Below are 26,808 nucleotides of genomic sequence, written 5' to 3' on the forward strand. Positions count from 1 at the left end.
AGAACCGTCGCACAAACAGCCTACGACCATTGCATTACTCTATGGACCTGATTCTCTACCTGAAACAACATATCCTATTAGCCCCCGAAATGGAAGCACAGGTGCAAGAGGCTTTCAAGAGGGAGGAGTTATCGAAAGGGCACCGGCTGTTATCTCCCGATAATTTTTCTCAAAAGGTATTTTACGTCGAAAAGGGCGTTGTGCGCACCTATTATATCAAAGACGGCAAGGATATTACGCATTCATTTATTCTGGAAGGGTCTTTCTTCGTCTCGATAGAAGGCGCTTTTTTCGACAGCCCATCGCCTTACGGTGCCGAAGTGTTGGAACAGAGCATGATCCGCACCATTCCCTACCAGGAACTCGAAAAGTTCATCGACGGCTCCCAGGCATTGCAGAAACTAAGCCGGCTCGTCATGATCAATGCGGTGAAAACATTTTCGGACAAATTGTATTCGATCCAGTTTCAATCGGCGCAGGAGCGCTACAATTCCATGCTCGAAAAATTCCCCGACATCATGCTGCGTGTGCCGCTCGGCCATATTGCCTCCTATCTGGGCATTACGCAGGAGACGTTAAGCCGGATTAGGGCAGGAAAAGTTTGACAATTTTTCGATCTTGGGTTACTTTTTGATTTAGATCAAAAGCATTGCCATCAATCGGGGCCAATTTTGCGCCAGGATATTAAACCTAACGGTCGTCCATTCTATGAAAAGCAATCCTATCTATCTCATGCTCGCGATGGCTGCGCTCGCGGGCTGCAACAAAGCCGCCGATCAGGCAAAGTCAGTTGAAAAGCCCCTCCCGGTCGTGACCCGGCAAGCGCAGAACATCTCGGCCAACAACCAGATCTCCGTCAGCGGGAACGTCGAAGGCAACAAAACGGTCCGCCTCGGTTTTATGGTAGGCGGAAAGATCGACTACATCGCCGCCGCCGAAGGGCAGCTTGTGAAGCAAGGCCAGCTGCTATCCAGCCTCGATCCCGGCAATTACAGCATAGCCAAAGAATTAGCCGATGTGCAAGTGGCTCAGGTACAGGACGAATACGACCGTCTGAAAGTAATGCACGACCGCCGCAGCCTGAGCGAAAGCGATTTTGCAAAGGTCGGCTTTGGCTTGCAACAGGCCCGCGCACAGGAGAAGCTGCACGCCAAAAATCTTTCGGATACCAAGCTGTTTGCACCCATCAGCGGAGTAATGCTTAAAAAAATGGCAGAAGTCGGCGAGATCGTGGGTGTAGGCACGCCGCTGTTCGTGGTGTCCGACATCCGGACGGTCAAAGTCAACGCGTATATTCCCGAAAGTGAATTGCACAATATTAAACTCGGACAGGAAGCCAAAGTGCTCGTTTCTTCACTAAGTGAGACATTTACGGGGAAGGTAATCGAAGTAGGGTCCGCTGCTGATGCTGCATCGCGAGCATTTACCATTAAAATAACCCTCAACAATCCCAAACTACTGATCCGCCCCGGCATGATCGCCGAAGTAACGCTGGCATCCAACCAGTCCAAAAAGGCCCTGGTACTGCCAACCGAGGCCGTTCTGCACGACCTCGACAACCAGAGCTACGTGTTCGTAGCCGATCCCGACCGTAAAATCGCATTAAAAAGGAAGGTCAGCCTCGGTCAGCTCACCGATAACCAGATCGAGATCACCTCCGGGATCACCGAAAGCGACCGCGTGGTAACCGGCGGGCAACACAAGCTCACCGACGGCACCGCCATTTCCATCACCCAATAAGCTGCGCTATGAACTTTGTCAAATCATCCCTGAAATATCCGCAGGTAACGCTGTCGGTATTGCTGCTGGTGTTTGCGGTAGGCGTTTATTCGCTGCTGAACATGCCCCGGCGCGAGGACCCGAAAATAACCGTCAGGCAAGGCCTCGTCCTAGCCTTTTTCCCCGGCGCCAATTCCGCCCAGGTGGAAGACCAGGTTACCAAAAAGCTGGAACAATACCTTTTCCAATTCGAGGAAATCCGCAAGGACAAAACCTACTCGACGTCGCAGGACGGCATGGTGGTCGTGAATGTGGAGCTGGGTGAAAGCGTGAAGAATCCTGATGTTTTTTGGAGCAAACTCCGGCACCAGCTGCTGGTAGCCAAGCAGGTGGATTTCCCGAAAGGCGTCCGCGGCCCGATTGTGAACTCCGATTTCGGCGACACCGAGGCATTGGTGATCGGCATTGAAAGCAACAAGGCCACCTATGCGCAGCTGAAAGATTATACCCAGAAACTGGAAGACGTTCTCCGTACGGTCAAATCTGTTTCCAAAATCAAACGCATTGGCGAGCAGAAGGAGCAGATCACGGTCACTTCGAGCTCCGAGAAGCTTTCTCAATATAATGTCAAACTGTCGTCCGTGGTGCAGGTGCTGCAATCGCAGAATGTGATTAGTCCGACAGGAGATATCAAAACCGCAACGAGCCAGACGCCACTGTACACATCCGGCTATTATAATACGGAAAATGAGATCGCGAACCAGGTCGTGGGAGCGTCCAAAACAGGGGAACTAATCCGGCTTGGCGACATTGCACAGGTCAACCGCGAATATGCCGAACCGACCAGCAAGACGACCGTGAACGGCAATAATGCGATGATGCTCGCGATCCAGATGCAGGAAGGGAACAATATCGTGAAGTTCGGCGAGGAGGTGAATGCCAAGCTGGCCGAAGCAGAAAGGTTGTTCCCTTCGGACGTGACGCTGACGACCATTGTAAATCAACCAAAACTGGTGGATGAAAACATCACGCACTTCATACGCGAATTTTTCCTGGCCATTTTCTCCGTCGTGATCGTTGTGATCCTGCTGCTGCCGATCCGCATTGCCGCCGTGGCCGCGATGGCCATTCCGATGACGATCGCCGTCACATTCGCATTGCTCAATGCTTTTGGCATAGAATTGCACCAGGTGTCGCTTGCTGCCCTGATCGTCGTTCTCGGTATGGTGGTAGACGATGCCATCGTAATCGCCGACAACTATGTGGAGCTGCTCGACGAGGGCATCGACCGCTGGACAGCCGCCTGGCGCAGCGCTACCGACCTGGTAATCCCCGTTTTGGCAGCCACTGTAACCATTATCGCCTCATTCATGCCGATGGTGATCCTGACCGGCTCCGTAGGTGAGTTCATCCACGCATTGCCCATAACAGTGGCCATTGCATTAGCCGCATCGTTCATCGTAGCGATGATCCTCACGCCATTGCTTTGTTATACATTTATCAAAAAAGGACTCCACGACCACAGCGCCGAAGAAACCGATAAAAAGAAACGCATTACCCTGCTCGACCGCATGCAAAACGGGTATAATGCCGCGCTCGAATGGTGCGTGAGGCATTCAGCACTAACGATCGGCGTCAGCCTTGTGACAATAGTGCTTTCATTATTTGTATATCAGGGAATTAAACAAAAATTCTTCCCCGCGGCCGAACGCAACCAGTTTGTAATCGAACTCTGGATGCCTACCGGCACCAAGCTTGACAAAACCGGTGAGGCAATCCTGAAAGCGGAAAAACTCGTAAAAGGCGACCCGCGTGTAACCTCCTACGCGACCTTCACAGGCACGAGCGCGCCGAGGTTTTATTACAACTTCTCCCCCGAAGTACCGGTAACCAATTACGCCCAGATCCTGATCAACACCACCGACGACAAAACCGCCGAGGAATTCGCGCAGGAGCTCGAAGGCAAGGTAGCCGCATTGATCCCCGAAGGCTCGCCGCAGGTTAAACTGATGCAGCAGGGCTCGCCATACAAATCGCCCGTGGAGGTACGCATTGTAGGTGACGACGTTTCCCGCCTCAAAGCGATCGGCTTGCAGGTACAGAATATTCTTAAAAATGCAAAAGGCAGCGCGATGGTCCGTCCCGATTTCCGCGAGGATTATTACGGCATCAGCATTCAGCTCAAAGACGAGGCCAACAAGCTTGGTTTTACCACCGGCAGCATTTCGCAAATGGTGTACACGGGCTTCAACGGTGCGCCGGTTTCGACGATGTATGAAGGCAACAACCCGCTGGATATCGTTTTCCGCCTCGACGCACGCAACCGTCAGTCGTCCGACAACCTGGAAAACATTTACCTAGCCTCGCCTGTTACCGACGCCAATGTGCCGCTCCGCCAGATCGCCGACCTGAAACCGCAATGGCAGACGGGCAAGATCATGCACCGTAACGGCGTGCGGACGCTCACCATCCTGAGCGAAACCGAAGGCGATGTGCTTCCCGCCGACCTCGTGAAGGAAGTTAAAGGCAAAATCGCCGATATTCCGTTGCCAGCCGGCTACCGGATCGAATACGGCGGCGAGCAGTTCAACAAAAACGAGACGTTCAGCCAGATGATGGTGGTATTAGCGATCAGCCTGGTGTTGATATTCTTCATCCTGCTGTTCCAGTTCCGTAGCCTCAAAGAAGCTGCGCTGGTAATGCTTACGATCCCGCTCAGCCTGTTCGGTGCATTAATCGGACTTTATATTACGCATAACAACTTCGGTTTCACCGCATTTGTAGGGCTGATCAGCCTGTCGGGCATCGTGGTACGGAATGCGATCATCCTGGTGGACCATACCAATGAGCTGCTGGGCCACGGGATGGACATCCGCACGGCGGCTATCGAATCCGGCAAGCGGCGGCTCCGCCCGATATTCCTCACGGCAATGGCCGCGGCGATAGGCGTATTGCCGATGATCCTTTCCGGTTCGCCGATGTGGAGCCCGCTCGCGAGTGTGATCGCCGTCGGGGTGATATGGTCTATGGTAATGGCGCTGCTCACCGTGCCGGTGCTGTACATCGCGATGATCAAACCGCATGATAAAAAAGACCTGATGGTAACACCTGTTGCAGAACACCATGAAAACTAAGCTGATACTCCCGATACTCATTGTCCTGGCAGCCGTACAGGTGGCTGCACCCGTGCGCTTATACGCACAGCAGGTGCAGCCGCTCACGCTCGAACAGGCTGTAGAAAAGGCATTGCAGAACAACCATTTGCTGAACGTGCGCAAGTTACAAGTCACCGAAAAAGAGGCCAAAGTGGCCGAGGACCGTATCAAACGGTTTCCCGTGGCCTCGATAAGCTCCGCCTATCAATACAATGCAAACCTCGGCCAGTTGGTAATCGAGCAGGGTTCTTTCGGTACATTGCCGCTTGGGGGAACCAGCATTGCGCTGCCTAACGAGGAGAAGACCTTTCCTTTGGGTAAACACCATAATTTCAATGCGGGCGTGACGCTCTACCAGCCTATTACCCAGCTGGGAAAGATCAAAACCGGGATCGAGGTGGCCCAGACGGATGCTGAACTGGCACGCCACGAGCAATCGAGGGCGTCGCTCCAAATCAGGCAGGCGATAGAGAAGCTGTATTATGGTTTGCTGATTACCCAAAAACAACAGGACGAGGCCAATGCGAAGATCAAACTGGCCCAGATGCGGCTTTACGATGTAGAAAGTGCATTGCTTTCGGGTAAAACTATCGATGTAAACAAGGCTGGCCTGCAAGCGAATATCGCCGACGAGGAGCAAAACCTGTTGAAACTTCGCATCCAAACGGAAGATTACACGGCCGATTTGAAACAGCTGACGGGCATTGAAACAGATAGCCTAACGTTGGCGCCGGTAGCTAATGCAGGCGTACCAGGCACATTGGATTCTTACTTAACGAATGCCGCGACGACAAACAACGACATTAAAATCGCCAACCTGACGGAAATCAAAACGCAAAAGGCCATTCGCGCAGCAGAACAGGGTAATTTACCCGACATCGGCCTCGTCGCGGGTTATTCCTACCAGACAGGCAACCTGCTTTTTCCAAACAATAATCCTTTCGTGGGCGCGCAGTTCAAATGGAATATTCAGGACCTAGTCGCCAACAAACAGGTGATCCGCCAGCGGCATTTGTTGCGCGAGCAGGCCCGCGAAAACTTGATTAATACGCAAAATCAGGTCAAAAACGACGTTTCGAAAACCCACCGGAAGCTCACACAAGCAACTGCATTAATTGCCGTGGCCGAAAAAGCCGTGAAATACCGGACAGAGGAGCTAAAAGTACAGACAGACAAGCAGGCCTCGGGGCTGAATCTTGAAGCGGACATCCTCAGCACGCGTTCGCTACTGGCCAAAGCGGAAGCCGATTTGCTCGCGGCACAATTGAATTACCGGTTGGCTTATTCGGATTTGCAGCGGCTGGCCGGGGAATGATTTTGGAATTTCACAATTAGTTCACATTGCGAACGTACAAGATAACAGGTAACTGTATAAATTGTAACCATAATACAACTTACATTCACCTATTATCCATGAAAAGATCATTTATCATCCTTATTTCTTTGCTGGCATTCGTGGGCTGTCGTCATGACAAGGACGCCGCGCCGGAGCCCGAACTGGCGGTAGAAGACAAAGACTGGTACATCCTCCGCTCGCCCGACAACCGGGATATCAAGGCAGTACACGGTAGTATCGACGATACCCTGACGATCACCACCGGTTTCGAAGTTTTTGTAACGGCCGACAAGGGTAAAACCTGGACAAAAGGAAGCTACAACGCCGGGATAGGCCTTTTTGCGTTTTTGGAAAAAGAAGATACGCTGTTCGTCATGGAAGGCCAGAGAGGCACCACCACCGTTCGCGACAATTCCTTCGGCATTCAACCAACCTGGTTCAGTATGGATCGCGGGCTGACCTGGGAGCGCGCAACAGGACGTTGGATCTACGACGAATGGAAAGTGCCGATCAATTACGCATATTCCGGCAACGGCATCCTATTCAGTATCGACATGATTCAAACCGCGGAAGGTTATTTACAAACAATCGGGCTCAAATCGGAAACTGGCCGAAAAATTTCACTTCCCGCACATCATCAGTTGATTAGTGTAAATTTTGATAAAAAATCACGGTTGTATGTAACGGGCTCGGCGCCACTTTGCGGGGATGGCAATAACTTCGAATATTGCGACCAGACCAACAGAAGCGGAACATTATACATATCGAAAAAGCCCGTCCTGTTTTAAAAACCGACCCTCGCATGCAATTATGCGAGGGTCGTTTGCTATTGCCCCGTGCCTTCTACTCGATCTTCGTCAGCGGCGGCACATTTCGGTTCGCACCGTCATAACCCACATTCTGATTGATTACTCCCTTCGTATTCGCAGTAATCACTAGCGACGGAATCGGCCACAGCGCGTGGAATGGCGCCATATTCGCCGTGTTGCCCAAGAGCTGGATCTTCTTCTCATAGGTATTGTTGTAGCGCATCACCCGGTCGAAATAGTAGTTCTTTTCACTGAAATTGGTGAGGCTATACCCATTAAGGCCCGCTTTGGCCATGATATACGAAATGCGGACAAGCTCCGAATGACGCGGCTCCTCGGCAAACAGCTCCCGTGCACGCTCGTGCAGGATGAAATCAATCGTCACCTCGCCGGTGGTAATCGGTAGCGCTTTCGCGCGCTCGCGTACTTTGTTGATGTCGTCAGCAGCCAATGCGAGCTGATTTTTCCAGAAATAAGCCTCGGCACGGAGCAGATAGGTTTCGGCGAGGCGGAAAATATACCAGTCGCCATTACCACCCATCGGCGTCGCTTTCGGGTCGTCCTGCGGATTGTACATAATGTAATGCGGCATCGCGTACACGTGCTTGAACGTATCCACCTGCGCTGCCAGGAATTTGGTGTTGATAGGTTTGCCAAAATCGACAGAGGACGGGTTGTTGTATTTCAACTCGTGAATGTCCACCCAGTTAATGTCCGCGCGGCGCAAATCGGTGGTGTTGCGCCAGTTCGCTCCTTTATACGACCAGATATCGTATTGATAAAAGCCCGTCAACCTGATATTTGCATTACCTCTGCCCAGTGAATCATACATAGGCCCGCTCGCGACCATCCCCGGCTTACCCTGACTATCAAGCACCTGCGGCTGGAACCACTGGCAATTGTAAAGCCGCATTGTGTACAGACCTACGGAACGCGCGGCCGGCGGTGCTTCATAGCGATCGATGGACGCCAGGATGGTCTCGGTGTTCTGTGCAATGCTGAAATTTTTGGCACGGTGCAAATCCCAGATCAGGTTACGGTACCCCTTCGCCGCATCGATGCCAAAACGTTGGTTCACGAGCGTATAAGGCCCGTTGATAACCTTGTTCGCGGCTTCAATGGCCTTATCATATTCCAGATTGGCCAGATAGATCTTTGTTAGCAAATGGTTCGCCGCGCCTTTGGTAATCACACCCGATTTGGCCGTTGCCGGAAGCCATTGGGCAGCAAATTCGACGTCTGTTTTGATCTTTTCCAGAATTGTCCAGCGGCTGTGCGTCTGAAAGTCTAACTTCGCTTCCTGTATTTCTCCACCCAAAAAAGGCACATCGCCATAGGAATTTACGAGGCGGTAATACCAGTACGCACGGTGCCAGAGCGCCTCGCCCAGAATTGCATTCCGCTCCTGCTCCGAGTTCCATTTAATTTCATCAATCCTGCTGATGAGCACATTACAGTTTTTTATGGAAGAATAAATAACCGTAAACATCGCCAGAAAGCGGTAGTACTGGTCGGTGTTGGGCGTAAGGTTATAGAAGTCGAGCTGCGACCAGGGCGATGCCAGATCCGAGGCGGCGTACTCCATCGTGAGGTTCGGCATGGTGCCTGTACTCTCGTTTTTGAGGTCTTTACGCATGGTAATGAGCAGCGCCTCCATGCCAGCCTTATCCACGAATACATTTTCCGGGCTGAAAAACGACAGCGGCTCCGGTTTCAGCCAATCCTTGTCGCACGCCGACTGGCTGAGCAGCAGAACAGATAATATGAGGTATTTAAAGAGCTTCATAATGCTGAGGTTAATGGCTTATAATGACAGGTTAAGACCAACTGTGAAATTCCGGGGCATCGGAACGTTATTTCCATCGCTATCCCACGCTTCGGGGTCCCAGCCCGGCCATTTGGTGAAGGTGAGCAGGTTACGTGCAGATGCGAACACGCGTACGTTGTTCACTTTCAGTTTTTTAGCAATGTCCGAAGGTGCCGAATAACCCACATTCACATCCTGCACCCGCAGAAACGACAGTTTTTTGTAGACCTTGATCCCACCTCCGAACACATTGGTATTGGTGTTGAGCCGCGCGTATTCGTTGGTCGGGTTATCGGGCGTCCAGTAAGGGAAATCGTTGGTGTTGCGCCGGTCGTAGGTATCGGAGCCGCCTGTGCGCAAGCCTTCCGCAAATGGCGCGATATGGCCCAGTTCGCTTCGGAGGAAAATGCTAGCCGTGAAGTTTTTCCAGAATGTAAACTCGTTCCGCAGACCGATCCGGAAACGCGGCTGACGGTAACCGATGAACTGTTTGTCCAGCAGCGCCTCATATTTACCATTTCCATCCACGTCCACCGCTTTGAAATCGCCAGGTTGTAATTTGTAAACCGCTGCCGCATCCTTTTCTGCTGTTTGCCAGATACCCGTCACGTTATAGTTCCAAACGCGGTCGATCGCCTGGCCGGGAAACCACTCATTGGAGTAATCCGGAAGTTCCTTGCTGACGGTTTTGCCATCCACCGTTTCTTCCTTGTAATCCCCGAACAACCGCTTGATTTTGTTCCTGTTAAATGAAAACACTAACCCGCTGCGCCACGAAAAATTGGTTTGTTCGGTGTTGATAGTGTTAATGGTCATTTCAAAACCCTTGTTGCCCAGCAAGCCCAGGTTCGTCGTAATGTCTTTAAAACCGGTAATTTCCGGCAAAAGACGTTTCATCAGCAGGTCTGTCGTGGTCATATCATAATATTCCATGCTCAGATCGATGCGGTTTTTGAGCAGGCTCAGGTCCATACCGATGTTGATCGACTTGGTTTTCTCCCAAACCAGGTTCGGGTTGGCAAGCGAGGTATTGTAAACACCCACCTGCACATTGGTACCATCGTAATACATCGCGGAAAGCAGCTGCGCGAGCGCCGAATATGCCCCGATATCGCGGTTACCATTCACCCCCCACGACAGCCGGAGCTTCATCTGACTCACGAAATCCACATTGAAAAACTTCTCTTCCGAGATCTTCCAGGCGATTGCCGCTGCCGGAAAAACCGCTCTCGGCTGCTTTGTGCCGAATGCCGAAAAACCATCCCGGCGGACGGAAGCCGTAATCAGGTATTTGTCAAACAATGTATAATTCAGCCGCGCCATGGCCGCGTCGCCGGTAATCTGGGAGTCGTTGGTCTCCATGGCCGGGCTGGTACCGTACTGCATGCCGTGAAAGCCCAGGTTTTGATTTGGTACAAAACCCTGGTTCGCCATTCTGGAATACCAGCCTCGGTTACGCTCGGCGCTGTAAAGCAACGTCACGTCGAACTGGTGTACACCGAATTGCTTATTCCAATGCAGAAGGTTGTCGAGAATGTACTCGTACGTAGACGCATCCGCGCGCGTGCTATACCCGCCGGAGCGCGTGGAGCCGCCGTCGAGCGTGTTGGACGACCAGAAATTATAGTCTTTCGAAGCCTCATACCGCGGTTGAAAAGAGATTTTATAATCAAATCCAAAAGGCAGCTTGATCTTTCCGTAAAGTGAAGCAAAGAGCGTATTCACCTTCTTCATTCTTTCCTGGCCATAATAATTGATGAGCGGATTGGCCACCGCGAAGCTGTTGGGATACCACATGGCACTGCCGTCCGCCTCGAACATCGACCCGTAGGGGCTCATGATGAACATCTGCGGCAGGTTGGCGGGAACGGTACTCTCGTCGCGGTCGGCAAACTGACTGTTCACACCCACATTAAGCCAATCGGTTACCTTGAAATCCAGATTGAGCCGCGAGCGAATAGTCGAAAACTTGTCGCCGCGCAAAATCCCCTCGTTGTTCTGGTAGCCGAGCGACCAGTAATAAGTCACGTTCTGCGAGCCGCCGCCGATGCTCACGTCATAGTTCTGCCGCATGCCGGTCCGGATCACTTCCTTATACCAATCCACTGTTTTCCCCGCGAGGTAATTTTCGGTTTCAATGGGAAAAAAACGTAGCCGGCTCAGCCATTCCTGGGTATTGTCGGCTTGCGGATTGTTACTCGCGGCACGCCATTGTTCGAGTGAAATGCCAGCCGGTAGCGTGCCCGGATTGTCATAATAGAAAGAAGGGCGGTCGGGATTGGTTGCACGAAGGAGGTCTCGGCGGAAGGTCAGGTAACCATCCTTGTCAAATGGTTTGAAATCGTTCGCTGTCTGCACCGTTCCTACATTGGCCGAAACATTGATCACCGGCTTGCCCGTCGCGCCTTTTTTGGTTGTAATCAGGATCACGCCTCCTGCTGCCCTCGCCCCGAAAACGGCTGCCGAGCTGGCATCTTTGAGGATGTCCATCGTTTCGATATCGGCGGGGTTAATGTCAGCGATGCTGCCATTGAAGATCACCCCGTCCATCACCACCATCGGGCTCGAATTGGCCGTCAGCGATTTGGGTCCGCGGATCTGCAAGGAGCTTCCACCCGCCGCGGAAGTGCCCTGGTTTGCATTAAAGCCCGCGACTGTTCCTGTAAGCATATCAGTGAGTTGGGTCATCGGCTGGTTTTTGAATGTCTTCGAATCGATACGGATCACCGCACCTGTCAGGTCACTCTTTTTCATCGTGCCGTAACCCACCACCACCAGTTCATCAAGCGCATTCGTGCTCGGTTGCAGGGCAATTTCGATGACCGACTGGTTACCGACAGCCACTTCTTTCGTCAGATAACCTACATAGCTGAATGTCAGCATATCCGACGGGGCCGCCTGAACAGCGTAACGGCCATCGGCATCGGTGGTTGTGCCACGTTGTGTACCTTTTATCACGACAGTGACGCCCGGAAGGCCCTGTTTACTTAAACTGTCGGTGATCACGCCGGTAACATCCCTGAGATTTTGCCCGTGCAGCCAAAACGGGCTAAGCCACGCAAAAACGACGAGAATACGGACCCACGGGTGGGTTGGTAGTTTTACATGCATAGGATTATGGTTAGGAATTGAAAATGGATTTTCAGAGGATAGCAAGCCAAAATCCGGACACACCAAACCCGGCTTCGCAATGCGGCTGCGAAGTTGATTATGGTGCATTTAAAGCACCAAGCAGTATTTAATTTTGGCTTATAACAATGTTACAATGAATTTGATAGGTATCCGCGATAATCGCCGGAAATAGTAGCGATAACGTTCTCGGAACCAACACCGCAGGTCCCCATCGGCCGTCAGCGGTCGGCCTTCGCAACGACATATCGCCCGAAACCGGCTGATGCTGTATCTGCGACGGTGCCATCTGGCTGCCGGTAAATAAAATAGGCCTGCATGTCCGGACGGCGGTTCAGAATTTCAAACGCACCGTTGATGCCTGCGGCGAGCAACGCGTTGTCGAAGCCGTCGGCGGTGATCGCGTCGGGCGCCACTACGGTCGCGCTGATGATCTCGCGCTGCACGGGGAATCCGGTTTTAGGATCGATAATGTGAGAAAGGCGTATGCCGCCCGATTCCCTGAATTTACGGTAGCTGCCCGATGTCGTAACGGCACCATCGCCAATGCTGATCACTTCGCGGATCACCGGCGCGTCAAATCCGGTGACGGAAGGTGTTTCGATACCAATCTTCATCGGCTCATTGTCAGGCAGTTTCAGGCCTTTCGTTCGGATCTCCCCTCCCACTTCCACCATGTAATTGGAAATGCCGCGTGCTTCCAGGAACCCGGCGACCACATCCACCGAATAGCCCTGGGCGATGCCATTCACATCGATTTGTACACAAGGGATGGTTTTCAAAAGCCTGCGGTCCCGAACCTGCAATTTATCCGAGCCTACGCACGCGAGGATTTCCCGAACGGTAGCACTGTCGGGCATTGTATCTGTCGGTTTTGCTCCGAAGCCCCAGGCTCGTACGAGCGGGTACACGGTAATGTCGGAAAGCCCGCCTGTCTGGCAGAAAATCTCCATGGACTTTTCAACAACACGTGCCAGGTGCCCATCCATTTCAATGCTTTTCTGCGAGGCATTGAACCGGTTGATCAGCGAGCCGGACTGGTAAATAGAAAGCGACGCATCGAGGCTTTTGAAAATACTGTCGATCTGCGTTTTATTCACCAACTCACGGTCGGCGTACCAGGTAATAGCATAGGTCGTCCCCTGCGCCTGCCCGGCGATCCGATAGGTCTCCTGCATTAAAGGAAGGTGTAATGCACTCATTGCCAAGCACATTATCACCAACAAAGATCTTACACAAAGCCACCCATGCTTCATCAGGCGGAATATTCAGGCTTCCAATACTGTACTTTTTCGGTGTCGGCAGCGGCGTTGCCCATATGGATGGCGATCGAGCCGTCGCGGCCGGTTTCGACGTTGGAAACCGGCTCCTTTTTGTTCCTTACGCATTCGGCGAAGTCTTTCAATGCAAACACGGTCGGTTCCAGCTGCGCTTCGCCGGGCTTCCCGAACTTCACTTCCACGCCCGTACCCTGGGTCGTTACGGCAATGGTAGCGCCGGTAACACCGTCCACCACCCCTTTGGCATTGTTGGTTGTTTCAGGGTAAATCAATGCCTTGTCCCGAAGAATTTCCACGGTGGCCTTATCGCCGAGAATGCGAATGCTGTAACCATTATACGCGTTGGAAAGTACCGAGGTCACGCTCGCTTTCACGCCGTTGGGATAGTCGTAAACGGTACGGATGTTGTCATAAGTATCCCGACCATCCTTCCAGTAATTGATACCGCCCAGGCCGACTACCTTGACGGGCCGACTGTCGGTGAGATAATTGACGACGTCGATCTCATGCGCACAAAGCTCCGAGAGCGGGCCGCCGCAATATTCGCGGTACATGCGCCAGTTGATCGCCCGCTCCATTTTCGGGTCCTTGACAGGAAAGCGCCAGTTCGAATTACGGTTGTACTGGCATTCGAAATGCGTGATCTTGCCCAGCCAGTTTTCCTTCATAATCTCCTTTACCCTGTGATAAAGGCCGTAATACCGGTATTGATACCCGATCTGAAAAACCAAACCCGATACTTTCACTTTTTTCACGAGGTCGATAGCCTGCGGGATGTCGTAAGTCATCGATTTTTCGAGATAAATGTGCTTTCCGGCCTGCAATGCGGCAACGGCCATTGGATAATGCAGGTAAAGCGGCGTGGCAATCACTACGGCGTCGATCGATTTATCGTCGAGCAGCTTACGGTAATCGGTGTAGCCTTTGGCATTTTTTGCGGCGAGACTCAGGCCTTTTTGCAGGTTTTCGGGGATAATGTCGCAACAGGCAACCAGGTCATAATCCGGCATTTCCCGGATCAGCGTCGCCAGGCCGGCACCCCGCGACCCGGTGCCGATGATCCCCAGCCGGATCTTGTCCGCCGACCCAATGGCCTTCGCGAATGCGGGGGTAAAAGCGCTGGTCAGGCCCGCTCCTGCCATAGCGGCAAGGCCTGTTGTAATAAAATTTCTTCTCGTTGTCGATTGGGTCATGATTGGGGATCGTCGGTTTGGTCAAGAATGATTTACGGGCACGTGCCCGTAAATGTAAGTATTTTTTAATCAGATCGAAATGGCTCGGCGGGAGAAAAAAATTCAGGACATAAAAAAGTCCCGGCAGTGTGTTACCGGGACTTTACCTGTGGGTGATTCAGGGCCTCACAAAGCGAAGCCCGGCCGATATCCCCACACGGTATGGCTGATAGTAGAACGGGTTTTGGGTACCTTTGACCTTCACCGGGCTGAACTCGGCATAGGGCCCGATGCTGAATGCCGTGTTGCGGCTGAGGGCAAATTGCTTTCCTAATCCCAGGCTGACCCACCCGAGGCTTTGGCTGCTGTTCAAATCATGCGAATATTCCGCACCGAATGCCGCAAAGAACCTGCTGACCGGCGAATGTCCCCAGCGCAACTGTCTTGTAACGCCAATACCGAGCATCGAAAATTTCCGGTTTTCCTCTATTCTGTCGCCTTGGCGAACCGTTTGATATTGCCCTTTATCATCAGGTTTGACGAGGTAGTTGTCGTTCGCGATTTCGTAGGAATACGTTTGCCGGAAGTTGCTGAAATGCAATTGCAGCTGGATACCGTTCCGCTCCACGCCTCCGCTTAGCTTATAACCCATAGATCGCGCCGTGAATAGCGACGGAAAGCTGAAATTCTGAAAATCTTTCGCTGCCGACGATGGCACGGTCAATATCTGATAAGAGTGTAGTTCCGCGGCATTGAATAGCCAGGCAATGCGCGCCGGATTGGTCACGATGACCTTGGCCGGTTTGTACACCGGTGCCACAACGCCGCGCAAATGCAGCGGGATCTCCGCTTGCGTTAAGGGCATCGCATCCAGTTCTTCCAGCGCAGCCACATGCAGGGCCGAATCTGCCACCACTGATATTTCATCGGCCGATGCGGCCTGCATTTCGTCGAAAACCGAACCAGAACCGATCTGGCCTTCCGTTACCTGACTGCCATCGGCAAGCGGTAAACTTTCATACCTGCTTACAGTGGCGCCCCCGATGTTCCCGGAATGCGAGCGATGTACCTTCGCTGCCGGTTTGCTACCCAGGTCTTCCACAAAAACATTTTTAACTACCCGTTCAGACCGCGGATCCGGTACTTTCACTGCCAGTTTCAGCGGCTGCGACGCGCGACCCGGCGTTTCTGCAACGGTATTCGCCGACGTTCCTGCGGGGCTTGCCGTGTGAGGCTCCGTCGATGCCGGTTGGTTTGCTGCGTGCGCGCGTACTTTGTCCGGAACCCCGAACGGCGCGCTGAGTTGGCCGGCATAGCGGCTGAGCAAGATTCCGGAGACCGAAATCAAGACCAGTGCGCCGGTGAACCACCAATATCTTCCCGTGCGTGCAGGCTTTACGCGGGCGCGTATGCGATCGAGCGCGGTTGGGTTGGGCTGCTCCTCATAGTCATCAAATTTGCGTTTGAGGACGTCGCGCAGCGCTTCGTTGAATTTGTCCTCAGAAGTTTTCATGATGCACTATTCCTTTTAGTTCCAATTTTTTCATTAGCAGGTTACGTCCTCTCATAAACTGCGACCGGGCCGTGGCGTCCGACATGGACAGCATATCACCAATTTCGGTGTGTGTATAGCCGTCGATCAGGTGCAGGTTGATCACCGTCCGGTACTTATCCGGCAGCTCGTTGATAAGGTCCAGCAGGTCACGGACATTCATCTGATCGATCATGCGCACGTAATCGTCCGATTCCACCTGCCATTCCACGCCGTCGAGTGGGCTGTGGAGTTCCTCGCGCCGGGTTGTCCGGTTATAATAGTTGATGGCCGTCCGGATCACCGTCACTTTCACCCAGCCGTCCACCGCTTCGGGGTCTTTCAGGTCGTTGATGCTGTTAAAAATCTTAACAAATGCATCCTGGAAAATATCGTCAGCCTCCGCCACTGTCCGGGCATAACGCCGGCAGATACCCGTCATCCGGGCTTTGTATCGCTCGTAAAATACGGTCTGCGCCCTCGGGTCCTGCTGCTGGCAGGCCTTGACGAGGCTGGCGACGCTGTCGTATTTTTTAGAGAGAAAGAATTTCATCAAGGGGACGTTGGCTCAGGAGTAACTTAAACTTACTTAAATACTATTTATTTATATAATAATACAGTGTAACTTTTATTCAATACATTGAAATCCTTGTCAAAATAAAACTCGCATTTAGAAATGCCGCCGACGGTTACGGTGATGTAATAGCTTGTGAGCCCATTGACATGGTTGACCAGCTTCTTTTCGTACTCATAACCTGCGAGTTCGGGGAGGCTATCAAGATATTGCTTTATTTCGACCGGAACTGTTTCCAGATTAGAGTTGGTGGTGAGATTACCCAAGCTCGAAAAAAACGTGCTGCTCCACCTGAGCTTGCCTTTGTCGTCGAACAGCATCGATAGCGGTTCGAACTGGTTGCCGATCCTCTTGCGAGCGAAGACATGATAGCGCTTCGTGTCATCCATTCGTACCCACGTATAACCCATTACAAACCCCAAATCCGGTATGGCAGCAATCGTGTCCTTCACAAAACCGGGCAGGTCATTAATCTCGTAGGTTGTGATTCTGTAAAGGACCGGATCAAACGACGCCGAGCTATTTGAATTAGGAAATTCCCCTTCCCACCGGAACGAATAATTCTCTCCTTTAAAATTGTAAATCAGTTTGTTCTTGGTCGTCGTTGCGAAATAGGCCGTGGAGTAAGCCGACAATACACCGTCACCTAATGCCGTCTTTTTCAGCGATTCCTGCAAAGTCTCGGGAACGCCACCCTGCATTACCTTAAACGTCTCCCACATTTTACCATGATCCACCAGCGACGAATAACGATCTGCCTCCGATTCCAGTTTTACTTCCCAAACCCTGTCTTCGAGCACAGGCTTAAAAACCAGGTTTTCACCTTTTGGAAATTTATCTTTCACCACATCGACAACCATTTGCGGGATGACCTTGCTTGGGTCCTCCGGTCGCAGGTCGTTCAGGTTATTGCAGCTATACAGCAGGAACGCGAGAACGACTATCTGAATGAGGGGTTTCATGATTCGGGGTTCAAAAAACTACGTAATAAACTCTGTGTCCTTCGGGAGTTGGTCGCGGGTAACGCCACATTTGTTTTAATAGAATTGTGGTGACTGCTCCATTCTCCTCATAGGTAAACCGCATCGTGCCGGATTGATGATTTAAGTATGTGGTTTCGGTATCCCTGATCACATGGTAGCCCGACGCATCCATCGTAAGTTCCAAGCCCGATTTAAGGAACGGAACCCAGCCCTGGCCCGAATCAGTCTTGATGACCAGCCTATTATTTGTCGCGTCCCAGTTATATTTCATATTGGATCCCCACAAAAATTTCAGATTTAAATTAAAGGTCCGGGCATACCCGCTGATTTCGGTATTCGGGAACTCATTCCCGCCGTAGTAAAAAACATATCCGTCGCCGAACTGCAAAAATACCGATTTGACAAACCAACTTTGGTAAACAGAGTCTCTCGAAATAAAAGCGGTGTCGCTGCCTTTCACAGAGTACCATTCCGCAACCTGGTAAACATTCTTAATGAGAAACGGCATCACATCTTCTTCCTGCAAAACCGGTTCAGGCGGCACCACTTCTTTCTTTTTCGAACATCCGGCCAATACTCCCAACAACACAACACAGGCAAACAAATATCTCATTCTGCTAACTATCAATTATTTAAGGAAAAACAACATACTTGGCACTGACCTGCTGCCCCGGTTCGCGGTAGTACTGGTACATGGGTTTCATGGTTATTTTATAAGTGACTTTACCCAGTTTCGGATCGTCGTCCTCGAAAATAAACCGCATCCTAGGCTTGACGACTGCTTTTTTTGCCTGCTCCAATGACATTTTCACATTGAAACTTGCCGGTTCGAGGTAGCCTTTTTTGCCCGGGACGATCATTGGGAAATAGGAGGTTGTCCGCATCGTCTCGACGCCCAGCGTGCCCTTCTCCTCATCCCATTTAAGATCCATTTCCGTGGGCAGAAAAATCCGGATATTGAGGTTGAACGTGAGTGCATTACCGGGAATCTCCGTATTGGGGAACTGGCTCCCGCCGCCGTGAAACATAATCTGCCCTTCTCCTTTGCTGATGTAGAAGTGCAGGAATGCGGCATTGGCATAAAGTTTCAGCAGCGTGTCCGCCTTGAACATGTCCACCGAATCCTTCCCGGCAAACCGCCAGGCGTCGGTAATGTAGAACGAGCCTCTTGAGAGCCAGGCCGAAACGGTATCGCGATCGAGGCGAACAGGCTCGGGTTCCGGATCGTGCGACGGATCATTTTTCGAACAGCCGAACTGCCATGTTACAAGCAACAGGAAACAACCTATGGATAATAATCTTTTCATAACCGGTGCCTGATTAATGATCGGATAGCTGCGTTTCGCGCTTCCCATAGCAGAGACACGAATGCCCGTTTCAAACGTGGCGATCGTCAAAGATTTTTTTCAATTTTAAACAAAAAAGCATTGCAACCTGAGCTGCAATGCTTCAAAGATCATCAAAGACATGCTATTTTTCTGAAAAATAAACCCTTACGTCGGGGTGCATCGTGTAAAACCGCCATTGCTGGCCGTCGAACAACGGAAATCCGCTCGATGAATCGTTCCCCACGATCGGGTTTCCCGCGTATTTCTTCCAATGGACCAGGTCTTTCGAAACGGCTACATTCATCGTCCATTCGCGCCAGTCTTTGAAAGCCGACGCGTGGTAATAGGCGTAATAAAGGCCTTTATACTGAATGATCTTGTTGAACGCGACCGCAAATGCGTCGTACTTTTCCGGGCCGGCATTCAGTACCGGCTCGTCCTGCACGTTCGTCCAGGTTTTCAGGTCTTTGCTGGTTGCGAGCCACACGGCGGCATCGTTTCGTTCGTAGAAGAGATACCAAATGCCCTTTTCCTTCCAGATCGCCGGCGTACCGTACGGGCCTTTGTTAAGCGGCGATCCGTTTTTGAGGCGGATGTCGATGGCTCCCCGGTCCTTCCAGTGAATGCGGTCGGTTGAAGTGAGCAAATGTGCAATGTCGTTTTTGCTCTCGGCGAACATGTAATAGGTGTTCCCCTCCTTTAACACAGACATATCCTCCACCCATAATGTCGTGTGAATGGGATTTTTCGGGTGGCGGGCCCATTTCAGGCCATCGTCGGAGGTGGCCAGCCCGAGGTATTTCATGCTGTCGCCCTTGGCTTTCGTATAGCCGGTGTACCACATGTAATATTTGTTGCCCTCGCGCAGGATGTACCCGCGTTCGCGGATCTTTTCGTCCCAAGTCTTCGGATCGCCCGTTCCTTTGAAAACCGGATTACCCGCACGGGGCTTGAACCGGACGATTTCGGCCGGGAATTCTTCGGTTGCAGTTGCAGGAATGCGCTCGACAATCCGGTTGATCTTTCCGTTTTGTTTAACCAGGTCAAATGCGTCGTAAAGCTCGCCGGTAGCGGTGTAGGTGTCAAACGAAAGCTTTTCACCCTCGACATTTACCACATGGAAAAGCTGGGTGTACATGGCCGAACGGTCGATCCAAGCAGCCCGATCGATGTTCGAATCCGTCATTTTCGGCCCGCTTACGGACACCACATACATCGTTCCCGACTGCGCACCTTTCTCGGTCATGGGAATATTCACCATGCCGCGGGCGTAAGTGTGGTCATGGCCTTGCAGTACGAGATCGACCTTGTAACGGTCGAACAACGGCTTGAAAGTCTCACGCATACGCTTGTTGTCGCGCGTGGTTTTGGGGGAGAAAATCGGGTGGTGAAAAGTAATCACCGTCCATTTGTTAGGATTGTTTTTCAAAATGCCTTCCAGCCATTCTTTCTGCACCTGCGTCCATTTCTCCGACACATCTACCTGATCCGAGTTTAACGAAATGAACCTTACTTCTTGAACGTCTGCATAATAGCAAGTCTCTTCCAAGCCTTTCGGGCCGTTCTCGGGCAGTGTAAACTGCGGCCGCCAGAATACCGACGTTGTATTAATTCCCTCCGGCGTATCGAAATGATCGTGGTTGCCGGGTGTCGGGAAGGCGGGGATCATGGAGTGGATGAAGCCTCCGCCCCGGAACCAGTCGCCCCATTCGGCGTCGCGGTTCGCTTTGTTGATCAGATCGCCCGCATAGATGGCCAGGCGCGCGTCGGGCGCTTTCGCGTACGCCTCACGTGCCACGCGTGACCACAGCGAGGAGATATTGACCTGAACATCACCATAGTAAATAAACGACAGTTTCTGGTCGCTCGTACCGGCGGTCGTGAAATGGATCCATTCGCTCCACCCTCCTTCCCCGCCCACCCGGTAGGCATATTTGGTGCCCGGTTGCAGGTTATCGAAGATTATCGAATGGTAATTGGCTGCCGGTGTATCCTCCCAGACCAGTTTTTGCGTGCTGGCTTTGTATTTTTTGGCCTTTGACACGAACCGCGGATCGGCCTCTGCCACCGCGATTTCGGCAAAACTTTCCGACACAGTGTCGGAAGTTCGCCAATTGACCGCCATTGAAGTTGAAGGATCGGCGGTAACGTTGAGTACAATGCGGTCGGGTTCGACTGTGGGGGCATAGCGATCCGTATTTTGCGCCGAAACAGCCAGTGCCCACAAGGCCAATGTGCCTGTTGAAATAACTTTTGAAATACTGTTTTTGAAATACATATTAAAGCCGGGCAGAGCCGAACAAGGTTGGAATGTCACCCTGATATACTGTTTTTTTGAATTGGAATACTACCCCAAAAATCAATAATATCATCACAAACCACGCCTGCCCCGGCATGTCCGGTTGCCTCAGAGGCACTTAACAAGCCTTAACGCTCCCAGGAGAATCTCGCTTTGATCCCGACGCGATCGCCGACACCGATGTTCGAAATCCAGACATCCGCGCCATCGGCCGGGATTCCATCCATTTTATCCACCGGTTTTAATGCATTATCCGCAACCGCTTTCAGGATTCCTAATGGCTCAAATTTCTCGTTGAGCACGGTCGCGCCCGTGTATAAGGGCGCGAATGGAAGGTTGGTGTCGGTTACCAGTGAGTCCGGCGAATTATGCACCGTATGTACTTTCCCGATCAGCAAATCGTCTTCCGCTTCGATGGTCAGGACACTTCCTGTTATCGACGCTGATTGAATGGGGTGCTCGGTTTTGCGGAGCGCATTTGCGAAATGCGCGATCATTCCCGGCTGGATATTTTCCACCGTTCCCTTCTCCAAAGCGACTGATATGCGGCGATTTCTCACATCCACATTCGTCACAATACCGGTTAATGCCGCAGCGCGGAATGTTTTGTTTTTGACTTTCAAATAACTACCGTCACTGAAAAACACCCGCGATGGCACGCCGCTCGGGTCAAAGCTGACCACCGCAGCATGTGCGTCCGTCTCGATCTGATAGCCGGCAATGCTCTTCCGGGCATTTGTCGTATCACTTACGATCACGTCCGTCGCACCATTTCGGACCACCTCCACAGCTGCCCCGTGCGTTACCGCCAGTTTCTTCAATGTGTTAATCAAGGGATTATTCTCTAAAAACGGCTCCATTATTCCAATGAAAGTGCTTTTCAAAACCTCATTACCAACCGACTTACGCCTTGTAATGACGTATTTCAAAAGGTGGTCCTTCGCCCGCGGCTTATTCCATGCGTCGGCTATGACGATTTCCTGACCGGATTGCGGCATAATATGGATCCTGACCTTCGCATTTTCGTCCGAAACATGGCTGTACGTCAGCGTAGTTCTATCCCCATTCAATTTCTGAACATTGAAAAGGTATTGATAACCAGACCCTTTGTAATTCCAATAGCTGCCCTTATAACCTGCAACGCCCATTTTACTATCATCATAAATATCCCCGAATGCTACGTCGCGGCCCGCCAGGGTTCCGGGCTGTTTTGGAGTCCATTTGCCTGTTGCGATCATCTTCCCCGGCGGGCCATGCAATGCGTAATCGTGCCGCCCGCCGCCTGCTACCCTGAAAAAATCGACCACATAACTGCGCGCGCTGTCCACATCGACCATGATCAGGTTACGACGGTGGGCACTTGTTTGCGGATAGGTGGCCGACGAAGCGTCCATCGACCGGGCGAAGGGACCTTCGGCAAAGTCATACAGCACGCCGTGGACGTTGTTGACTTGCCTCTGTGCATCCACGACCACCGTATTATGTGCAACCGAATTGAACGACCAGGTGTAAACTTCTTTCACATATTCGTTCATCGCGTCGGGATAGCCGAGGTCGGGGATCATCTTCTGTCCGTTGGCGAACAGCTCGAAATTCAGGAAATCCCAATGGTAATGCGTGCCTTTGAAGCCATAATTGAATGTCAATGCGACTGCGTCGGAGCGGTTGTTCAGAATACCCATCCCGTAACCAGCCAGCAAATGCGACGGGCGCTCAGGCAACGCGCGGCCATTTGCAAGCGGCTTTACATCGGGCAACACATCGCGGAAAAGCGATTCGAAAGTTGAAAATGAATGCGGCCCCACCTTGCCCGCGGGCGCAAGCCATGCCAGATAGCGCGGATCGCGGTAGGCACCATAACCCACCTGGTACACATCCGGGTCCTGCCCTACCAGCGTCCCAAGTACCGAACCGCTATCCCCGATCCCTGGTGTAATTTTCCCTATTGCGACCATTTCCAACGGGCTATTCATCAGCGCGCGGAGCCGCGGCTCGCCGAAAAGATCCGTACCGCCGGTGCGCAGCATATCCGCAAAACGGGTGATTTTCTGCACCGTCAGTAGATTGTAATCCGGCGCTTCGAGCGGCTGGCCATCGCGAAAGATCATGTTATACAATGCATACCTCAACCCCGACTGCACACGGCTCTCGCCGGGCTCTTCCACGAGCATGCGGAGGTACTTTTCGGTGCCCATGTGCTGCCTGGCCAGCAAAATATACAGCAACGCGATCTGGTGCATGCCGTAGTTGCCCTGGATTTTACGCTCCATATAGGCGTCCACCGCATCTTCCAGCACATTGGCTTCGATGAAAGCGCGTATTTGCTCGCCGGTTCTGCCGGTTGCTTGTTGCAGGTCTGCGTCGCTATCAATACTGTCCCACACCGCGTCGTACGCTTCCGCCGCATTCTGGATAAGGCTCGTCTCCCAGATCAGGTTCAGGATCTTGCCATTGTAGGTGTGGCCCTTCATCTTTTCCATCAGCCCGTACCGCGACTGGTTGGCATGGTCCATCGAAGGATACACCTCCCCTAGCCGATACAGCATTACCGCCGCCTTGTGCGCATAGCGCTTGTCGCCCGTGAGCAGGTAGGCGTGCGCGAGGTCGGCGAATGCAGGCTCGATATGCCCTTTCCACATCCATTGGTTGGCATAGGCCACAAACCAGTACCGTTCGCCATCCGGTGCGATCCAACCCCAGCCATCGTCGGCAAACTTCCGGTCGAGGCCTGTTTTATCCTTAAAACCGCCTTTGTAATAAGCCAGGTAATCGTTCGAAGGAAAAACCTGGCCGTCGATCGGCGATTTTACCTGTAACGGATGGTCGGGATCGACGAACCACGGGTAAAAGCCACCAACTTTGAAAACCGTATCACCGTGGACCGGGCTGCCTTTCGGGTTCAGGTCGAAAGCGCGGGGCACGCGCGCGTCGGGCATGAGCGCGATGATGGCGGAATCGGGACGTTCGAGCCACGGATCGGCGGCTTTCAATATCTTGTCGCGGACCTCGCGGGCCGCTTCATAATGCAGCATATTCATGCGCGCTTTACGAATATCCGCTTCCCGGTAGATTGTACGGGCTGTTTTAAGCGGGAAATGGGGCGTTCGTTCCGCAACGGGCACAAATGGCGGAATGATGAGGTGATCGCCGGCCAAATTTAACGCCGTCTGCCCGAGCGTCTGCAACGGAAGCACGGTTAGCAATGCGATAATACATTTGCGGAAAGTTCGGAAGATCGCTTCCATAAAGTGAACCGTATCACTCATTTTTGTTGACATAAAAATTTCATAAAAAGGATCTTCTCCTCGCAGTGGGCTTATATTAATCTACTTCAATTCTTGTAATGGGAAATCAGTGTGCAGAACTCACACAATTTTCCAATAATTTTTTGTAAACTAAAATATTTTATTTTCGTAAACTTTTTTTGTTCAAAATATTCTTTTCCCAAACTGTAAATTGATAGATTTGCTTGACGGCCGTCCGATTTCTATCTTGGTATAAATTCGGGCACGTACACGCGAAATCCTAAACACTTAATGTAATGAGGCAGTTGAAATCACTCGGAGTAGCCGTGATGGTATTGTTTTCCGCTCACTCCCTGGCGCAGAAACGCTACTCCGATGCCCTTTCCCCCACCGAATCGGCGCGGACGTTCCAACTCCGTGAGGAATTTAGTATCGAACCCGTCGTTACCGAGCCCGATGTACTCTCACCCGTGGACCTCGTCTTCGATGCTTCCGGGAATGCATTTGTGGTCGAAATGGGCGACTACCCCTATGACGCTCAGCCGGGGCGTTTCAAAGGACGTATCCGCCTTTTGAAAGATACCAATGGTGATGGTAAGATCGATAAGTCGTATGTTTTTGCGGATGGCCTGCCAAGTGCGACGAGCGTTTTGCCTTATAAAGACGGCATCATTGTCTGCGCTGCGCCTGATATTCTGCTCCTGCGCGATACGAACGGCGATTTCAAGGCAGATACCCGCGAGCTGCTTTTCACGGGCTTTTTTGCCAAAAACTCCGAGGCCCAGATCACGAGCCTTCGCTATGGCGTCGACAACTGGATTTACGCCAACAACAGCGGCCAGGCAGGGACGATTACCTCGCCGCTACGCCCTGACGCGCCCGCGCTAAACGTCGCGGGCGGCAATTTCAGGTTCAGGCTCGATAAAACGCGTTTCGAGGTGGAATCCGGGAGCGGGCAGTTCGGGCTGGCCATGGACGAATGGGGCCATCGTTTTTATACCCAAAACACATTGCACATACAGCAATCGCCGATCGCCTGGCGGTATCTGCACCGGCATAACTACCTGCCTTCGTTCCGAAGCGACGTGAACATCTCGGACCACGAGCTCGAAATGTTTCAGAAATCGGGCACGCCCTATTGGCGTCAGCAGCGCAGCGACCGCAGGCAAGCCAAATACGATTCCCTGAAAACGGGTTTCACCGAATACGCCCGCGACCATTTCACCGGCGCGTCGGGCGGGACTTTCTATGGCGGCGACGGTTTTCCGAGGGCATTCCAGGGTTCTATTTTTACCGGAGAAGTGGCCGGAAACCTCGTCCATCGCGACGTGATCCATACCTCAAGCGGCTCGCCAGCATTCTCGGCCGTTCGTGACACCGGGGAAAAAGACCGCGAATTTCTGGCCTCGACCGATTCGTGGTTCCGTCCGGCTAACCTTGCCACCGGCCCGGACGGTTACCTTTACGTAGTCGATATGTACCGCCAGCACATCGAAACACCCGTTTCGATCCCCGAAGACCTCAAAACGGATATGGACTTTGCCAACGGCGAGCAGTATGGCCGCATTTGGCGAATATTTCCCAAGGAGGGCCAAAAACGCCCGGTCCTGTTGCCGGATTTACGCACCAAAACCGCTGCCGAACTCGTGTCGCTGCTCGAACACCCCAACCAATGGTGGCGGCTGAATGCCCAGCGCATGTTGGTTGAAAGACAGGACAAATCCGTCAATACCGTTTTACAGCAAATGGCTATCGCACATGCAGATCCGAGAACCCGCCTCCATGCGATTTACACGTTGGAGGCACTTGGCGGATTGGATGAAACGCTCGTTAAGAAAGCATTGAGCGACGCCCACGCAGGCGTGCGCGAACACGCGATCATTCTGGCAGAACAATACCCTTCCCTGCTCTCCGAAATTGTCCGCGCCATGGATGACAGTTCGCCGCAAGTAGCGTATCAGGCCGCGCTAAGTGCAGGGCAATCAGACAAAAAAGAGGTATTGCCCGCACTGGCAGCGTGCGCGGAGAAACATTCCGATAATGCGTCCTATCGGCTGGCCATACTGAGCTCTAACGCCGGCTCTTCGCCCGAACTAATGCCATTGCTGGTCGGCAAGGGTACATTCTTCGGCGCATCTGCGGCCGGTAAGCTGAAATTCATCGAAGAATATGCGTACGTCTCCGGGGCGCGAAACGGGAGGAACGACATTGCCTCATTACTGAATGTGATCCAAACTCCCGTCGTCGCCGCCGATCCGCAATGGGCTGTGGCGGCGTTGACAGGACTTACCAAAGGCATCAAAAAATCCTCCAACAAAATGGAGCCGGAAAAAGGCATTGCCAAATCCCTTGAAAAACTCGAAAAACACACTACAGAGGCCGTCAGGAAACAGGCCGCCGAGGTAAAGAAGGCACTGAATATCAATTAGATTTATATCGTC

The 26,808-nt window shown here is 52.1% G+C and carries 17 protein-coding genes; 6 read left to right on the top strand and 11 right to left on the bottom strand.

What is annotated here, in order from left to right:
• Positions 1-41 precede the first annotated feature (41 nt).
• From IEY24_RS08635 to IEY24_RS08655, 5 genes are all read left to right on the top strand, one after another.
• Complete coding sequence (locus tag IEY24_RS08635; RefSeq protein WP_188930637.1) at positions 42-605, top strand: Crp/Fnr family transcriptional regulator; 564 nt, start codon at positions 42-44, stop codon at positions 603-605.
• Positions 606-708: 103 nt separating this feature from the next.
• The gene (locus IEY24_RS08640) at positions 709-1,740 is read left to right on the top strand and encodes an efflux RND transporter periplasmic adaptor subunit (protein WP_188930639.1); all 1,032 of its coding nucleotides are present in this window, start codon (positions 709-711) and stop codon (positions 1,738-1,740) included.
• An 8-nt stretch (positions 1,741-1,748) separates the two neighbouring features.
• Positions 1,749-4,853, top strand: a complete 3,105-nt coding sequence (locus IEY24_RS08645; protein ID WP_188930641.1) for an efflux RND transporter permease subunit — start codon at positions 1,749-1,751, stop codon at positions 4,851-4,853.
• Complete coding sequence (locus tag IEY24_RS08650) at positions 4,843-6,189, top strand: TolC family protein (protein ID WP_188930643.1); 1,347 nt, start codon at positions 4,843-4,845, stop codon at positions 6,187-6,189. The genes IEY24_RS08645 and IEY24_RS08650 overlap by 11 nt, the downstream gene beginning before the upstream one ends.
• 98 nt (positions 6,190-6,287) lie before the next feature.
• A complete protein-coding gene (locus IEY24_RS08655; protein ID WP_188930645.1) occupies positions 6,288-6,998 on the top strand; it encodes a hypothetical protein in 711 nt (236 codons plus the stop codon).
• Between the two features lie 55 nt (positions 6,999-7,053).
• On the opposite strand, the gene IEY24_RS08660 is transcribed toward IEY24_RS08655, so the two are convergent.
• From IEY24_RS08660 to IEY24_RS08710, 11 genes are all read right to left on the bottom strand, one after another.
• Complete coding sequence (locus IEY24_RS08660) at positions 7,054-8,805, bottom strand: RagB/SusD family nutrient uptake outer membrane protein (protein WP_188930647.1); 1,752 nt, start codon at positions 8,803-8,805, stop codon at positions 7,054-7,056.
• 18 nt (positions 8,806-8,823) lie between these two features.
• Entirely contained in the window at positions 8,824-11,937 is a 3,114-nt protein-coding gene (locus IEY24_RS08665; protein ID WP_188930649.1) for a SusC/RagA family TonB-linked outer membrane protein, read from the bottom strand.
• A gap of 239 nt (positions 11,938-12,176) precedes the next feature.
• Complete coding sequence (locus tag IEY24_RS08670) at positions 12,177-13,133, bottom strand: FAD:protein FMN transferase (RefSeq protein WP_229221648.1); 957 nt, start codon at positions 13,131-13,133, stop codon at positions 12,177-12,179.
• A gap of 77 nt (positions 13,134-13,210) precedes the next feature.
• Positions 13,211-14,428 (bottom strand): Gfo/Idh/MocA family protein, encoded by a 1,218-nt coding sequence (locus tag IEY24_RS08675; protein WP_229221651.1) that lies wholly within the window; start codon positions 14,426-14,428, stop codon positions 13,211-13,213.
• A 157-nt stretch (positions 14,429-14,585) separates the two neighbouring features.
• Positions 14,586-15,920 (bottom strand): hypothetical protein, encoded by a 1,335-nt coding sequence (locus IEY24_RS08680; protein ID WP_188930653.1) that lies wholly within the window; start codon positions 15,918-15,920, stop codon positions 14,586-14,588.
• Positions 15,907-16,491, bottom strand: coding sequence for an RNA polymerase sigma factor (locus IEY24_RS08685; RefSeq protein WP_188930656.1), 585 nt, complete (start codon positions 16,489-16,491; stop codon positions 15,907-15,909). Before IEY24_RS08685 ends, IEY24_RS08680 begins: the two co-directional genes overlap by 14 nt.
• A gap of 47 nt (positions 16,492-16,538) precedes the next feature.
• Entirely contained in the window at positions 16,539-17,474 is a 936-nt protein-coding gene (locus tag IEY24_RS08690; RefSeq protein ID WP_188930658.1) for a hypothetical protein, read from the bottom strand.
• Positions 17,475-17,484: 10 nt separating this feature from the next.
• Positions 17,485-18,108, bottom strand: coding sequence for a hypothetical protein (locus IEY24_RS08695; protein ID WP_188930660.1), 624 nt, complete (start codon positions 18,106-18,108; stop codon positions 17,485-17,487).
• A gap of 19 nt (positions 18,109-18,127) precedes the next feature.
• On the bottom strand, positions 18,128-18,802 hold the full coding sequence (locus IEY24_RS08700; protein ID WP_188930662.1) for a hypothetical protein: 675 nt from the start codon (positions 18,800-18,802) through the stop codon (positions 18,128-18,130).
• A 163-nt stretch (positions 18,803-18,965) separates the two neighbouring features.
• The gene (locus IEY24_RS08705; protein WP_188930669.1) at positions 18,966-21,101 is read right to left on the bottom strand and encodes a fibronectin type III domain-containing protein; all 2,136 of its coding nucleotides are present in this window, start codon (positions 21,099-21,101) and stop codon (positions 18,966-18,968) included.
• A gap of 149 nt (positions 21,102-21,250) precedes the next feature.
• Complete coding sequence (locus IEY24_RS08710) at positions 21,251-24,388, bottom strand: heparinase II/III domain-containing protein (RefSeq protein ID WP_188930677.1); 3,138 nt, start codon at positions 24,386-24,388, stop codon at positions 21,251-21,253.
• Positions 24,389-24,663: 275 nt separating this feature from the next.
• On the opposite strand from IEY24_RS08710, the gene IEY24_RS08715 reads away from it, so the two are divergent.
• On the top strand, positions 24,664-26,796 hold the full coding sequence (locus IEY24_RS08715) for a PVC-type heme-binding CxxCH protein (protein ID WP_188930679.1): 2,133 nt from the start codon (positions 24,664-24,666) through the stop codon (positions 26,794-26,796).
• Positions 26,797-26,808 lie beyond the last annotated feature (12 nt).

It is taken from the genome of Dyadobacter endophyticus (assembly GCF_014641595.1).
Lineage (GTDB): Bacteria > Bacteroidota > Bacteroidia > Cytophagales > Spirosomataceae > Dyadobacter > Dyadobacter endophyticus.

Coding starts and splice junctions, on each gene's coding strand:
- IEY24_RS08650 (WP_188930643.1), top strand. CDS start 4,843: ATGAAAACTAAGCTGATACTCCCGATACTCATTGTCCTGGCAGCCGTA.
- IEY24_RS08710 (WP_188930677.1), bottom strand. CDS start 24,388: ATGAGTGATACGGTTCACTTTATGGAAGCGATCTTCCGAACTTTCCGC.
- IEY24_RS08700 (WP_188930662.1), bottom strand. CDS start 18,802: ATGAAAAGATTATTATCCATAGGTTGTTTCCTGTTGCTTGTAACATGG.
- IEY24_RS08660 (WP_188930647.1), bottom strand. CDS start 8,805: ATGAAGCTCTTTAAATACCTCATATTATCTGTTCTGCTGCTCAGCCAG.
- IEY24_RS08670 (WP_229221648.1), bottom strand. CDS start 13,133: ATGCAGGAGACCTATCGGATCGCCGGGCAGGCGCAGGGGACGACCTAT.
- IEY24_RS08635 (WP_188930637.1), top strand. CDS start 42: ATGGACCTGATTCTCTACCTGAAACAACATATCCTATTAGCCCCCGAA.
- IEY24_RS08675 (WP_229221651.1), bottom strand. CDS start 14,428: ATGACCCAATCGACAACGAGAAGAAATTTTATTACAACAGGCCTTGCC.
- IEY24_RS08690 (WP_188930658.1), bottom strand. CDS start 17,474: ATGAAACCCCTCATTCAGATAGTCGTTCTCGCGTTCCTGCTGTATAGC.
- IEY24_RS08665 (WP_188930649.1), bottom strand. CDS start 11,937: ATGCATGTAAAACTACCAACCCACCCGTGGGTCCGTATTCTCGTCGTT.
- IEY24_RS08645 (WP_188930641.1), top strand. CDS start 1,749: ATGAACTTTGTCAAATCATCCCTGAAATATCCGCAGGTAACGCTGTCG.
- IEY24_RS08640 (WP_188930639.1), top strand. CDS start 709: ATGAAAAGCAATCCTATCTATCTCATGCTCGCGATGGCTGCGCTCGCG.
- IEY24_RS08680 (WP_188930653.1), bottom strand. CDS start 15,920: ATGAAAACTTCTGAGGACAAATTCAACGAAGCGCTGCGCGACGTCCTC.
- IEY24_RS08705 (WP_188930669.1), bottom strand. CDS start 21,101: ATGTATTTCAAAAACAGTATTTCAAAAGTTATTTCAACAGGCACATTG.
- IEY24_RS08685 (WP_188930656.1), bottom strand. CDS start 16,491: ATGAAATTCTTTCTCTCTAAAAAATACGACAGCGTCGCCAGCCTCGTC.
- IEY24_RS08715 (WP_188930679.1), top strand. CDS start 24,664: ATGAGGCAGTTGAAATCACTCGGAGTAGCCGTGATGGTATTGTTTTCC.
- IEY24_RS08655 (WP_188930645.1), top strand. CDS start 6,288: ATGAAAAGATCATTTATCATCCTTATTTCTTTGCTGGCATTCGTGGGC.
- IEY24_RS08695 (WP_188930660.1), bottom strand. CDS start 18,108: ATGAGATATTTGTTTGCCTGTGTTGTGTTGTTGGGAGTATTGGCCGGA.